This window comes from Nocardia jiangxiensis NBRC 101359, assembly GCF_000308615.1.
In the GTDB taxonomy this organism is placed as follows: Bacteria; Actinomycetota; Actinomycetes; order Mycobacteriales; family Mycobacteriaceae; genus Nocardia; species Nocardia jiangxiensis.
Window position 1 is genome coordinate 75,304 of sequence record NZ_BAGB01000026.1, and the last position, 13,033, is coordinate 88,336.

The window sequence follows — 13,033 nt, forward strand, 5'->3', positions numbered from 1 at the left end:
CGCACCCGAACCGACCAGCGACCGCGCTCGAACTCGCTCACCACGGCTGCCTCGACGACAGCGTGCGCAGAGCGGCCGCGTGCGCGATATCGGCCTCCTCGTACAGTCCGGCGCTGATCAGGAAGGCTTCCTTCATTCGATAGGAGGCGGAGATGTACCGATCCAGCTGTGCTGCCGCGTCGCGCGCCTTGCGGGAGAACCCGGCCTGCAACTGCTCCGCGGAGAAGAATCCACCGAAACCGTGCAGCTGCGACACCGACTCCAGCTGCTGCTGCAGGGCGATGAGCCCCTCGGCCTGCTCCTCGTACTGTTCCGCGCACCGCCGAGCCGCGTCCGGATCGAAACGGACCGTGCCGCTGCGCGCCGCCTGCATGAACCGGGCGATTTCGGCCTGACTGGTATCGATAGTCAATGCGCACCCCTCGAGGATCGGTCGGTCGTGCCAAGCGTAACCGCAGGGTACGACCGCGGTGAGGCGATGACGGCTTCGACGGCATCATCGTGGAATACGTTTCTGCAGGTGGGCGCCGATCTGCTGGCTCGAGGCAGGGGTCAGGTGCACCTGTTCGCCGGCGCGGATCAGATAGCGGCCGTCACCGGCGACGTCGATCCAGGTGTAGTAGACCGGCGGGGGCGGGGTGGGCCGGTCCAGCCGCGGTTCGATCCGGATCTGCCCCTCGGCGCTGTGCGGTTTGAGCAGGAGCCGGCGGATGCGCGCGGCCAGCCGGTCACCGGCGATCACGGTCTCCTCGTCGCGCACCGCGGCCGCGGTCGCCGAGCGGGCCGGTTCGTGCCCGGCGGGAGCCTCGGGCAGCAGTGCGGCGATGCGCGCGCCCAGTTTGCCGCTGTGGCCGATCGAAATATGCACCTGCCCACCGAAATCCGGCGATGAGCCGGTGTCCTGCACGGCCAGTACGGCGTGATCGTAGACCGCGGCTCCCAGCGCCCGGATCTGCGAACCCGGATCGTGTGCGCCGCCGATGGCGACCACCCGGGTATGCGGCCGGGCGAGAATGCGCAGGCATGCGGACAGATCCGGATCCAACCCCAACGGCATGCGCTCGGCCAGCGTGCGACGCAGTGTGGCCGCCTCCTGCTCGGTGCGCGGGGTCTCCAGAATCCGGATCGGGAAGGGGTACCGGTCCAGGTCGGTCTCTCGCCAGATGTGTGCGAACTCATCCGGTGTGAAAGACCAACTCACGCCCAGACTCACCCTTCACCGTTCCATCCCCCGAACCCGAACAAGCGTAACGGGGCGCTGCGGGGGCGGCCAGACGGCGTCACCGATTCCGCGATTCGACAGTCACCGGAAGGCCATGGAAAGGGCAGTGGGAGGGCCGCCGGAAAAGTGCATGCTGGAAGTGCACCCGGCGCCGCAAGGAGATGTCCCCTTCGCAGATTGCGGCGCAACCGGATCCGGTGTGGTCCGCCCTTACCACACCGGGCTCGCGGTCCGGTTCCCGCGTTTGTGGCGCCGGGTGTGTACGTAGTGAAGGTGGGCGAGGTACTGCCTGCGGGGCGCGCAGGCCGCCGGACCGGCTCGCCGCGGTCCTGGAGGTACACGTCATGTACGTACCGCAACCCGACGATCCGGCACCGTGGCAGGGCGGCGATTCCGCTGCCCGCCTGCCGGATTGGCACGAATTGCTCGCGGCTTTCTGCGGGCACATCGGCGAGGAACCCGACGCCCACCCGGTCACGAGCTGGGCCCGCGCACTCGCCGAACTCCACCTGACCCGTCGTGAATCGCCGCTGCGCACCGCCGGGATCGATTGTCGCCGTGCCGAAATCGTCGCCCACATCGACGACTGGATCGCCGTGGTCACACACACCCGGCGCCCGGCTCCGCAATCGCTCGGCGCGGTCGTGGACGCGATGGCCGCGGCTCAGGTGCGCGCGGTCGCACTGCTGCGCGGCGGTGAGGACATCGGCGACGAACGCATCCATACCGCGTGGTCCCTGCTGGCCGCCCTGGCGGACGAGTGGGCCGAGATGGTTCGCCGGACGACGCCGGTCCCGCCTCCTGAACAGATCCAGCCGCCCCGCGCTGCCGGACAGTGAGGCAGTGGCAGGGCCGAGGAAAGGCAGTGCTGTTCGCCCACCGTTTCCGTGCGCGTGGCCTGGGATGGGTTTGATCGTTGCCGATTGCGGGAATCTTGTGGTGACCCGGAACAACAGGTTCATGATCAGCGGGGCAGATAGCGCAAATGGACAACCGAGCCGAGGAATACCCCGGGCAGTCGGGTGGATCCGGCATGCCCCCGGGCGGTGGGCACGGTGCGGGAATGATCGCCGATATGGATGCCCTCGCACCGCAGGCATCGCGCGATCTGACCTCCGCCGAGTCACTGCGACGACTGGGGCTGGTGCGATACGGGCGGATCGTGTTCGCGCGCTACGCATTACCCATCATTCGCCCGGTCAATCACATCGTCGACGGTGACACGATCGTGGTGCACGCCAATCGCGCCGCGGCGCTGTCGGCCGAGCGGCAGATGGTCGCGTACGAGGCGGACGTCATCGACGAGAACACCCGCCGCGGGTGGTGCGTGATCGTGACCGGTTCCGCCGAACCGGTGCAGGATCCGGACGAGATCGAGCGTTGTCGCGGGCTGCTGCAGCCGTGGCTGCCGGGGCCGCGGGAACACCTCGTGCGCATCCTGCCCGATATGGTCACCGGACTCGAATTCGTCGATCCGGAGGACGCCGAGTAGTAACGGTCCGATCAGTACCCTGCCGCGACGTCGATACGGGCGATCAGCTCGCGGCCATGGGTGAAACGGCTCACATTCTCCGCGACATGTCCGGCGAAGGCGACGGTGCGCAGTTGCGGCGGATTCGAATCGTGCGGTGTGATCAGGGCATTGGGCAGATCCCACAGCGGATGGCCCTCGGGTAGCGGTTCGGGGTCGGTCACGTCCAGCCCGGCGCCGCCGATCGTGCCCGCACGCAGCGCCTCGACCAGCGCGTCGGTGTCCACGAGGCTGCCGCGGGCGATGTTGATCACCCACGAATCGGGTTTGAGCTGGGCGAGTTCGGCCTTGCCGAGCAGATGCCGGGTGCCGGGGGTTGCCGGTGCGGCGATCACCACGTGGTCGGTGCGTGACCAGACCTCCGGGAGCCGCTGTGCGGGAAGGGTTTCCACCACACCGGGCAGATCGATCGGGGTGCCCGAACGGTTCACCGCGATCACCCGGGAACCGAGCGGGGCGAGCAGGGTAATCAGTTCGCGACCGATGCCTCCGGCGCCGACGACGGCCACCGTGGCGTTGCGCAGGGTGCCGATGCTCCGGCCGAGTTCCTGTCGGCGCCAGGCGCGGGCCGCGAGGTGTTCGGGCAGTGCGCGCACACCCGCGAGCAGCAGCATCAGCGTGTGTTCGGCCACGGTCCTGGCGAAAGCGCCTGCCGCGGAGGTGAACAGGACGTTCGGGTGCCGGTCGAAGATCGGCGTGTCGAACCATTCCTCGACGCCCGCGGAGAACAGTTGCACCCATTCGATGTTCTCGGGCAGATGTTCCGGGAATCCCTCCGGACCGCCGTCCCAGATCAGGGCCCGTGCGGCGTCCAGGTCGGCCAGTGCGCCCCCGGCCCCGGTGATCGCGCCTTCCAGCAGCGGAGTGCGGGTCGGTCCGAGCGCGATGGGGGTCGCCGTCATGAGGTCTCCTGTGCGATGTCCGGGGCCGGTCGGATCCGACGTTAGCCGGGTGCGTCCGATTCGGCGTCGGCGGTGTCCGCGTCCAGGTCGACGGGTTCGCGATCGGCCCATTCCAGCAGCTGATCGATCCGGAAGACCGCGTCGTCGATGCCTGCGTGCAGATCGCCCAGTTCGGCGTAGCGGGCGGGCACGGTGGCGATGGTGAAGTCGCGGGGTTCGATATCCGGGATCTCGTTCCAGCGCACCGGGGTGGAGACGGTCGCCTCCGGGACGCCGCGCACCGAGTAGGCGGCGGCGATGGTGTGATCGCGGGCGTTCTGGTTGTAGTCGACGAACAGCAGTGCGGGATCGCGGTCCTTGCGCCACCAGGTGGTGGTCACGTCGTCGGGTGCGCGGCGTTCCACCTCGCGGGCGAACGCCAGTGCGGCCCTGCGCACGTCGGCGAAACCCCATTCCGGCGCGATCCGGACGTACACGTGCAGCCCTTTACCCCCGGAGGTCTTCGGCCAGCCGACGGCACCGATCTCATCCAGCACCTCGTGCACCACCCCGGCCACCCGCTGTACCCGTGACCACGGGCAGTCGGGCATCGGATCCAGATCGATCCGCCACTCGTCGGGGCTCTCGGTGTCGAACCGGCGCGAGTTCCAGGGGTGGAACTCCACGGTGGACATCTGCACGGCCCACACGATGTCCGCGAGCTCACGGACACACAGCTCGTCGGCATGCCGCCCGTAACGTGGAAAGTACACGCGCACAGTGGAAATCCAGTCCGGCGCCCCGGCGGGCAGCCGCTTCTGATGCACCTTCCCGCCGGGCAATCCCTTCGGAAACCGATGCAACATGCAGGGCCGATCCCGCAGCGCATTCACGATCCCGTCGCCCACCCCGAGGTAGTACTGCACCAGATCCAGCTTGGTGGCCCCGATCTCGGGGAAGTAGACCCGATCAGGGTTGGACACCCGCACCGTATGCTCACCGACCGGCAACTCCACCGCCGGCGAGGCAGACTTACTGGCCACCCGACCGACGATAGCGAGTCGATCACGCTCACCGCACGTGAACATGCCCACTCGCCGTGCTCGATGGGCAGCCGGGGTGTCAGGTGGGGGTGGCCAAGGCGAAGGGGAGCACGGCCGGGGCTCCCGCGGCACGCAGGGTGTGGGCGGCCAGGGTGAGGGTCCAGCCCGTCTCGGTTAGGGCGTCGACGAGCAGGACTGGGCCGTCGAGGTCGTCGAGGGGCGGGATCTCCCAGGAATCGTGCAGGGCCGCTACGCGGTGGGCCGAGTTGGCGGCGGAGACCGGCGGGCGGCCGGGGCGGATGTGCAGGGTGCCCAGGTCACGCAGGCGGCCGATGTGGGCCAGGCGGGCGGCCAGGTCGGCGGTGAGTTTCGGGTGGGTGGGCGATTCCATGGCCAGGACGGAGGTGGGGCGTTGCTCCCAACCCCAGTCGCGCAGGACGGCGATGCAGGCGTCGACGATGTGATCGGGGACCGGTGCATCGGGGCCGTCGAGCAGGGGGCGCAGGCGTTGGCCCCAGCCCAGATCGCTGAGTCGGCCCAGTATCCGGCCGGTTGCCGGACCGTCGGTGATCTTGCCGGACAGCGAAATTCCGAGTTTCGCCATACCGGTCGGCCACTGCTTGCGTGGGGACAGATCGATACCGGGCCGGTCCAGGCGGGTGCGGATGGCGGCCAGATCCGCGGTGTCGACCGTCGTATCGGGACGGGTGCCGGTGCAGTTGTCGCAACGTCCGCAGTCGAGTGCATCGGCGACAGCTCCCGACAGCGCCGGATCGTCGAGCTGACGGCGCAGGAAACTCATGCGGCATTCGGTGCTCGACTGGTAGTCGATCATCGCCTGCTGCTCGGCTTCGCGTGCTCGGGACAGGCGCTCGTAGCGTTCGGTGTCGTAGGTCCACGGTTGGCCGGTGGCGAGCCAGCCGCCTCGGACCCGGCGCACCGCCCCGTCGACATCGAGGACCTTGAGCACCATCTCGAGCCGGGAGCGATTGAGCTCGACCAGCGGTTCGAGTGCGGAGGTGGACAGCGGGCGCTCGGAATCCAGCGCGTCCAGGACGGCACGGACGATATGTTCGCGCGGGAAGGCGACGGAGGCGAAGTAACTCCAGATCCGCTTGTCCTCCGGACCGGGGAGCAGCACCACCTCCGCGCGTGCGGTGCCGCGGCCCGCGCGACCCACCTGCTGGTAGTAGGCGATCGGTGAGGACGGCGCACCGATGTGCACGACGAACCCCAGATCCGGCTTGTCGAAGCCCATGCCCAGGGCCGAGGTCGCCACCAGTGCCTTCACCTCGTTGTCGAGCAGGGCCTGTTCGAGCACCTCCCGCTCGGCCGGATCGGTCCGGCCGGTGTACGCGCCGACCCGGTGGCCGTGCGAGCCGAGGACGTCCGCGAGGTCGTGGGCCGCGGCCACGGTGAGGGTGTAGATGATGCCCGAGCCGGGGAGCTCGTGCAGATATCTGCTGAGCCATGCGGTGCGTACGGTCGCGTCCTCGATGTGGACGACGGACATGTGTAGTGATTCGCGGTCCAGGGTGCCGCGCAGAACCAGTGTGTCGGTACCGATCTGACCGGCCACATCGGTGACCACGCGGTCGTTCGCCGTGGCCGTGGTGGCCAGGACCGGGACATCGTCGCCGAGGTCGGCGACCAGGGTGCGGATCCGGCGGTAGTCGGGCCGGAAATCGTGACCCCAGTCCGAGACGCAGTGGGCCTCGTCGATCACGACCAGTCCGGCGTCGGCGGCCAGTTCGGGCAGGACCGCATCGCGAAAGTCGGGGTTGTTCAGGCGTTCTGGGCTGACCAGCAGGACATCGACCGCGCCGGCTGCGACCTGCGCGTGGATATCGTCCCACTCGGTCATATTGCCGGAATTGATCGTCGCGGCGACGACACCCGCCCGGCGAGCCGACGCGACCTGGTTGCGCATCAGCGCGAGCAGCGGCGAGACGATCACCGTCGGCCCGCGGCCCGCCGCGCGCAGGAGTTTGGCGGCGATGAAGTACACCGCCGACTTTCCCCAGCCGGTGCGCTGTACGACCAGGGCCCGCCGGCGCTCCCGGACCAGCGCATCGATGGCGGTCCACTGGTCCTCTCGCAGGCGAGCCTGTGGCCCGGCCAGGTCACGCAGCAGTGCCTCGGCGGATTCACGCAGGTCGGTTGTAGTCACGCCGACCATGGTGCCCGAGCCCACCGACACACTCCACCGCGCGGCAGCGCACGCACCCGATGCCGGCGCGTGCACCCGTTCGGCCAACTTGCTTCGAGTGCGGGCGTCGGTAAAGGGTGCGGGTCGGCGATCGGTTGCGTCGGCGGCGGGATCGCGCGAACTGGTCGTCTGTACACCGTCCAAGACTTCGCATGGTGCCGAGTCGGGTGCTGACCGGCCGCACCTTGTGTCCGAATCCGCACGGTTTCGGCCGGGCTGCGAAGTATGCGAATGATGCCAGCGGGTGCGGCTGTGACCTGGTCAAATGACTTATGGAACCGGATCGAGCCACCTCGCGTCGAACTAGAACAAACCCGGTTCGACTCAATTCGTATGGGGAGGTTCGAGCGTGAAGAATTGTCCAGGTTGCCGCACCTCGTGGCGGAACGGAATCGGCTCTCGCACACCGCGGGTACGCCCCGTCCTCCGGCACGGTGAGCTCTGTGAGCGGTTCACCTCGCGCCCCACGCGGCGCTCGCGCCCGGAGACCGATCTCCGATGAGCGTCACGAGGTTGCATCCGGTATTCGGTTCCGGATCGGGCCCGCGTCCGGGCGATCGGCCGGCTCGTCCCGCCGGGTTGTCGGCGAGTCCTGGATATCGTCCACCGATCAGCCCTGTGATCGCGGGAGACGATGAGGGAGAAGCCGCCGCGCCGTACGACTACAACGCCGCCGCGCAGCCGTGTTCGGCATCCGCCGAGCAGGCCCGGATCCATCGGCGGCGCGACGCGCTCGCCCGAGGCGTGACCGACGATCAGATCCGCCGAATGTGCACCGGTGGGCGGTGGCGGCGGCTGCGGCGCGGGATCTATTCCGAGGAGGCGGTCTACGCCGAACTGGATGTGGTTGCCCGCCATCGCATTCTGGCCGCGGCGGTATTGCCGGACATGGCGGCCGACGCGGTGGTGAGTCACCAGTCGGCGGCGGCGCTCTACGGCGCGCCGATCTGGGCCGCGCCGATGGACCGCCTGTGCGTCACCCGTAACCGGCGCAACGGCGGTCGGATCAAACCGGATCTGAAGGTGCACTGCGCGCCGATCGACGCCGTGGCCGAGGTGGGCGGTCTGGTACTGAGCACCCCCGCGCGCACCATCGTCGATCTCGGTCGCACGGTTCCGTTCGAGTCCGCGGTCGTCGCGGGGGACTGGTTGGCTCGTGAATACGGTGTCACCGCAGCCGATCTCGATGTGGAGTTGGCGGCCGCCGGTCGGCGTCGGGGTATCGATCGAGCACGGCAGGTGGCGAACTTCCTGAATCCGCACAGCGAGAGCGTCGGCGAGTCGCGCAGCCGGGTGATGCTGCGCGAACTCGGTCTGCCGATACCGCAGTCGCAGGGCGACGTCTTCACCGCCGAGGGCAGATTCCTGGGCCGGGTCGACTTCTATTTCGGTGACACCGGCGTCGTCGGCGAGTTCGACGGCCGCACTCGCTACGGCCGCCGGTCACACCCCGGGCACGATCCGGCGGACACCGCCGCGGCCGAGCGCCGACGTGAGGATGCCCTGCGCAGCACGGGGTTTCACGTCATCCGCTGGACCTGGGACGAGTTGCCCACCGCCGCGGTGGCCGCCCGCTTCCGCGCCGCACTGACCCGCATCGGCCGGCAACGCCCGCACGGACACATCCGCCGCTCCTCCCTACCCGAGCCCAGACCCTTGATGATCCGAAGTCTCTGACCGACAGCGGTATTCGCACCGGAAGACACACCGGCACGGCGGCAGCTCGGGCGGCGACAACCGCCCGAGCCGGGGTCGCGCTCTCGCGTTCAGGCGGTTTCGGCGGCCAGCGCCAGCAGGTGCGCCCGGACCAGGCCGGGACGTTCCTCGGGGATGAAATGTCCGCAGCCGGAGACGTATTCGACGGTGTAATCGGTGGCGTCGGCGGTTTCGGCGGCGGCCAGCGAACGATGGATGGCGCCGTCGGCGGTGCCGAACAGGGCGCGGATCGGGAGGGTGGCGCGACGTCGTTCACCGCGCCGCAGGGCGGGGACCTCGCGCAGCAGGAAGGTGCGGTAGGTGTCGGTGGCCGCGCGAGCGGGGATCGGATCGCGGAAACGATCGGTGTAGGCGTGCACCACATCCGGTGTGAATTCGGTGGAGTCGGCGACCGCGAGCCGGAACAGCTGGTTCAGGAAGGGAGTGTGCTGTTGCAGTGGCATGCCCAGTGCCGCGACGAGAGGTTGGTACAGCAGGAATCGCCACAGGTGCGGTGCGAGGGTGCGTGGGGTCTGCCAGGGGTGCACGATGTTCAGCGGCGCGAATCCGGAGAACCGCTCGGGTTCGCGCAGCGCCATCAGGAATCCGATGTACCCGCCCCAGTCGTGACCGACCAGTAGCGTGCGGTCGGAGGTCAGCGAATCCAGCAGCGCCAGCACATCACTGGCGACCTCTTCTTTGAACCAGCGGTGCGGCGCCGGTCCGGACCAGCCGTAGCCGGGCAGATCCGGCGCGATGATCCGCAGTCCGGGCGGCGGGTCGGCGAGCAGGTGCCGGTAGGCGTAGTGGTGCTGGGGCCAGCCGTGCAATGCCAGGACCGGGCGGCCCTCGGCCGGGCCCGCCTCGGTGACGTGGAATCGCACACCGCGGGCGGTGATGTGGCTGCGGCGCACTCCGGCGATGTCGGGGGGCTGTGAGATCGCATCGGGCATATCCGATGCTAACCGTCCGCAACCCGGCGAGTCGTCGCACAAAGGATTTCGGCGTCCGCGAGGATAATTCAGGCGCCGGGCGCGACAATGGGTGCGGCAGAGGCGATGAGCCCTCGAGCACCGCGGGAGCAGGGAGGACGGGCGATGCCGAACAAGTTCGAGTCACCCCCGGGCTGGGCGCCGCCCGGTGCGCAGTTCCAGAGCCATGGCGTAACCGGCCGCACCGTGATCGGTGTGTTGATCGGGCTGGTGGTGACGCCGATCGGTATCGCCTTCGCGGCCAAGGGCGGTGCGGATATCCGGTACTGGGTGATCATCGGCGGTGTCACGGACCGCTGGACCGCGGCCGGTGAGATCATCGTCGGTTCGGTGATATTGATGCTGGTGGCGGCAATGGCGGCGTTCTCCCCGGCGGGCACCTTCGCGGCCGGGCTGGTGTACGGCGTGTTCCCGGGGATTCTGCACATCCTGTTCCCGGACGACACCTTCCGACTGATCGGCGATCTACCGTCGATCGATTCCACCTGGCAGGTGGCGCTGCACTCCTGGGTCACCAACGGATTCGCGTTGATCTCCGGATTCATGCTGATGGGGGCGGGTTTCGCCGGTCTGATCCGCAGACGTTGAGCATCAGGAGTAGTCGCGGAAACTCAGCACGAATCCGAGGGCGGCGAACAGGAACAGCAGAACGTACGCGATCACCCGCAGCGCCGTCGTCGGCAGTTCGTGCACCCACAGACCGGTGACGAAGGCGACCAGCATCATCAGCGTTCCCAGGAACGCGGTCCGTCGCGGATGTCCTGCCATGCTGACCGGGTACCCGAACGAGCGCGGATTTCTCCCCACCCCCCGGGGCGACGGCGTGTCGGCGTGTACGCGTTCGGCGGAGGCGGCACGGTAGCCGTATGCAGGTGACCGCAGGCTCCTTCCGGCGTATCTACGATCCGAGTGACGGCGAGACGCATCCGTGGTATGTCAACGACCACACCGTGATTCGTGATGGGACCGGGCTCTGGCACCTGTTCGGGATCACCCACCCCGAGCCCGCCGATCCGTGGGACGAGACGCAGTTCGCGCACGCGACCGCCGAACATCTGCTGGGTCCGTGGACGAAGCAGCCGCCCGCGCTGAATGTGGACCGCGAGTACGGCGAGACGCATCTGTGGGCCCCGTACGTCGTCGACGGCGGCGCGGGCTACGCCATGTTCTACGACGGCGGCGGTGCGGACCGCACCGGGACCGCGATGAATCTGGCGACTTCCACCGATCTGCGGCAGTGGACGCGTCATCCGCAGGGCCCGCTGTTCCGCGACGGCTACGACGCCCGCGATCCGATGGTGCTGCGTCTGGATGACCGCTGGGTGATGTACTACTGCGCGACCAGCGAGCCGGCAGGCGGCAACCACGTGGTCGCCTACCGCACCAGCACCGATCTCGTGCACTGGAGCGATCGCGCGATCGCCTACACCGATCCGGCCACCGGCACCGGCGCCGGACCGACCGAATCCCCATTCGTGGTGCGGCACAACGACTTCTGGTATCTGTTCGTCGGCCCGCGCCCCGACTACATCGGCACCGACGTGTTCCTCAGCTCCGATCCGCTGCACTTCCGCGTCCAGGACCGCGTCGGACACATCGAGGCCCACGCCGCCGAGATCGTCACCGACGACGGCGAATGGTGGATCACGACTGCGGGCTGGGGCCAGGGGGGCGTGCACATCGCACCCCTGCAATTCGCCGACCCGACCTGAACGAGCGCCGGGGCCGTCTCGATATACCTGGGCGTGTGGGATTCGTCCCAATGTTCGGTAGGCAAGCCGAAGGCGGGTGCGCGCAATCCCTCGAGGTGCAATCTGCGCCGAGTTCGACAGAATTGCGGCCGACCGAGCCGTGGACCTGTAATTCTGGTGGCGTCGGCCGACTGATCGGCGCGGGAGCGGGACGATGTGTCCGGGCATGCGAGGAAGGGAGCGCTGATGTTTCTAGGGATCGATATCGGCACCTCCGGCTCCAAGGGCGTGCTGGTTACCGCAGATGGCACGATCGCGGCCAGAGCCGAACGGGTGCACGGTGTTTCGACGCCGCGGCCCGGGTGGGTCGAGCACGATGCGGAGGCGGTGTGGTGGGCCGATTTCGTCGCGATCACACGGGAACTGCTCGATGCCGCGGGGCCGGAATCGGTTCGCGGGCTGGCGGTCAGCGGTATCGGCCCGTGTCTGCTGCCCGCCGACGCCACGGGAGCTCCGCTTCGTCCGGCCATCCTCTACGGCGTGGACACTCGCGCAACCACCGAAATCGCGGAACTGAACGCGGAATTTGGTGCGGAACAGGTACTTTCGCGTGCGGGCTCGCCGCTCACCAGCCAGGCCGTCGGACCCAAGGTGCGCTGGCTGGCGCGGCACGAGCCGGAGATCTACGCCCGCACCCGGATGTTGTTGATGGCGAGTTCCTTTCTGGTGCACCGGCTCACCGGTCGCTATGTGCTCGATCACCAATCGGCGAGCCAGTGCGTGCCGATGTACGATCTGCGCCGCCGCGAATGGGCAACGGACTGGGCGGATTCGGTCGCGCCCGGACTCGAACTGCCCGAATTGTGCTGGCCCACCGAGATCGTCGGGCAGGTGAGCCGGACCGCGGCCGCCGCGACCGGACTTCCGGTCGGTCTGCCCGTCACCACCGGCACGATCGACGCCTGGGCCGAGGCCACCAGTGTCGGGGTGCGCGCGCCCGGAGACGCCATGGTCATGTACGGCACCACCATGTTCCTGGTGCAGGTGCTGACCGATCCGCATCCGCATCCGGGTCTGTGGGGCACGTGCGGAACCTGGCCCGGCACATACACTCTCGCGGCCGGTATGGCCACCTCCGGCGCGGTGACCGACTGGTTGCGCCGCCTGGTCGGCGGGGATTTCACCGATCTGGTCGCCGAGGCGGGCCAGGTTCCGGCGGGCAGTTGCGGGCTGATCGTGGTGCCCTATTTCGCCGGTGAGCGCACGCCGCTGTTCGATCCGGACGCTCGCGGCATCGTCGCCGGCCTGACGTTGACGCACGGTCGCGCCGAGCTCTATCGCGCGGCGCTCGAGGGCATCGGCTACGGCGTGCGCCACAATCTCGAGGCGATGGCCGAGGCCGGTGGCCAGGCGCACCGGCTGGTCGCGGTCGGGGGTGGCACCAAGGGCGGTCTGTGGACGCGGATCGTCTCCGATATCACCGGCTTGCCGCAGCAGCTCCCGGCCGAGACCGTCGGCGCCTGCCTCGGTGACGCCATGCTCGCCGCCGAGGCGGCCGGGGTGGACACCACCCAGTGGAATCCGGTGGTCACCACGGTCGATCCGGATCCGGCGCACACCGAACTGTATGGGCGGTACTACCGGCACTATCGCGCACTCTACGAATCCACCAGCGACACAGCGCATTTCCTCGCCGCCGAGCAGCATCGCACCGCCTCGAGCTGACTCTCGCTCACCGCGTGTCCCGGCTCACGGCCATCGCCATGGCA

At 68.6% G+C, this 13,033-nt stretch carries 13 protein-coding genes; 6 read left to right on the forward strand and 7 right to left on the reverse strand.

From position 1 onward, the window contains the following. Positions 1-37: 37 nt before the first annotated feature. On the reverse strand, positions 38-412 hold the full coding sequence (locus tag ON40_RS08340; RefSeq protein ID WP_040820295.1) for a hypothetical protein: 375 nt from the start codon (positions 410-412) through the stop codon (positions 38-40). An 84-nt stretch (positions 413-496) separates the two neighbouring features. Next, positions 497-1,201, reverse strand: coding sequence for an ESX secretion-associated protein EspG (locus ON40_RS08345; protein ID WP_040820394.1), 705 nt, complete (start codon positions 1,199-1,201; stop codon positions 497-499). Positions 1,202-1,566: 365 nt separating this feature from the next. Here ON40_RS08345 and ON40_RS08350 point away from each other — a divergent pair, with 365 nt between their 5' ends. Together ON40_RS08350 and ON40_RS08355 are read left to right on the forward strand one after the other, a co-directional pair. Next, the gene (locus ON40_RS08350; protein ID WP_063712964.1) at positions 1,567-2,061 is read left to right on the forward strand and encodes a hypothetical protein; all 495 of its coding nucleotides are present in this window, start codon (positions 1,567-1,569) and stop codon (positions 2,059-2,061) included. A gap of 146 nt (positions 2,062-2,207) precedes the next feature. Further along, positions 2,208-2,714 (forward strand): pyridoxamine 5'-phosphate oxidase family protein, encoded by a 507-nt coding sequence (locus ON40_RS08355; RefSeq protein ID WP_218008755.1) that lies wholly within the window; start codon positions 2,208-2,210, stop codon positions 2,712-2,714. Between the two features lie 11 nt (positions 2,715-2,725). Here the strand turns inward: ON40_RS08355 and ON40_RS08360 are convergent, their stop codons facing one another. The 3 genes from ON40_RS08360 to ON40_RS08370 form a co-directional block, all read right to left on the reverse strand. After that, the gene (locus ON40_RS08360) at positions 2,726-3,655 is read right to left on the reverse strand and encodes a D-isomer specific 2-hydroxyacid dehydrogenase family protein (protein ID WP_040820297.1); all 930 of its coding nucleotides are present in this window, start codon (positions 3,653-3,655) and stop codon (positions 2,726-2,728) included. 41 nt (positions 3,656-3,696) lie between these two features. Continuing rightward, positions 3,697-4,677: a non-homologous end-joining DNA ligase gene (gene ligD, locus ON40_RS08365; protein ID WP_040820400.1), complete on the reverse strand. Its 981-nt coding sequence runs from the start codon at positions 4,675-4,677 to the stop codon at positions 3,697-3,699. 79 nt (positions 4,678-4,756) lie between these two features. Beyond that, positions 4,757-6,856 (reverse strand): RecQ family ATP-dependent DNA helicase, encoded by a 2,100-nt coding sequence (locus tag ON40_RS08370; RefSeq protein WP_040820401.1) that lies wholly within the window; start codon positions 6,854-6,856, stop codon positions 4,757-4,759. Between the two features lie 648 nt (positions 6,857-7,504). On the opposite strand from ON40_RS08370, the gene ON40_RS08375 reads away from it, so the two are divergent. After that, on the forward strand, positions 7,505-8,563 hold the full coding sequence (locus tag ON40_RS08375; protein ID WP_245567714.1) for a putative endonuclease domain-containing protein: 1,059 nt from the start codon (positions 7,505-7,507) through the stop codon (positions 8,561-8,563). Between the two features lie 89 nt (positions 8,564-8,652). Here the strand turns inward: ON40_RS08375 and ON40_RS08380 are convergent, their stop codons facing one another. Beyond that, positions 8,653-9,534, reverse strand: coding sequence for an alpha/beta fold hydrolase (locus ON40_RS08380; protein WP_040820299.1), 882 nt, complete (start codon positions 9,532-9,534; stop codon positions 8,653-8,655). 144 nt (positions 9,535-9,678) lie between these two features. On the opposite strand from ON40_RS08380, the gene ON40_RS08385 reads away from it, so the two are divergent. Next, positions 9,679-10,161 (forward strand): hypothetical protein, encoded by a 483-nt coding sequence (locus ON40_RS08385; protein ID WP_040820301.1) that lies wholly within the window; start codon positions 9,679-9,681, stop codon positions 10,159-10,161. A 3-nt stretch (positions 10,162-10,164) separates the two neighbouring features. Here ON40_RS08385 and ON40_RS51735 read toward each other — a convergent pair whose 3' ends face one another. Beyond that, positions 10,165-10,341, reverse strand: coding sequence for a hypothetical protein (locus ON40_RS51735; protein WP_157186233.1), 177 nt, complete (start codon positions 10,339-10,341; stop codon positions 10,165-10,167). Between the two features lie 98 nt (positions 10,342-10,439). Between ON40_RS51735 and ON40_RS08390 the strand changes: the two genes are divergently transcribed. Together ON40_RS08390 and ON40_RS08395 are read left to right on the forward strand one after the other, a co-directional pair. Then, the gene (locus tag ON40_RS08390; protein WP_040820303.1) at positions 10,440-11,285 is read left to right on the forward strand and encodes a glycoside hydrolase family 32 protein; all 846 of its coding nucleotides are present in this window, start codon (positions 10,440-10,442) and stop codon (positions 11,283-11,285) included. A gap of 225 nt (positions 11,286-11,510) precedes the next feature. Beyond that, on the forward strand, positions 11,511-12,989 hold the full coding sequence (locus ON40_RS08395) for an FGGY-family carbohydrate kinase (protein ID WP_040820304.1): 1,479 nt from the start codon (positions 11,511-11,513) through the stop codon (positions 12,987-12,989). Positions 12,990-13,033 lie beyond the last annotated feature (44 nt).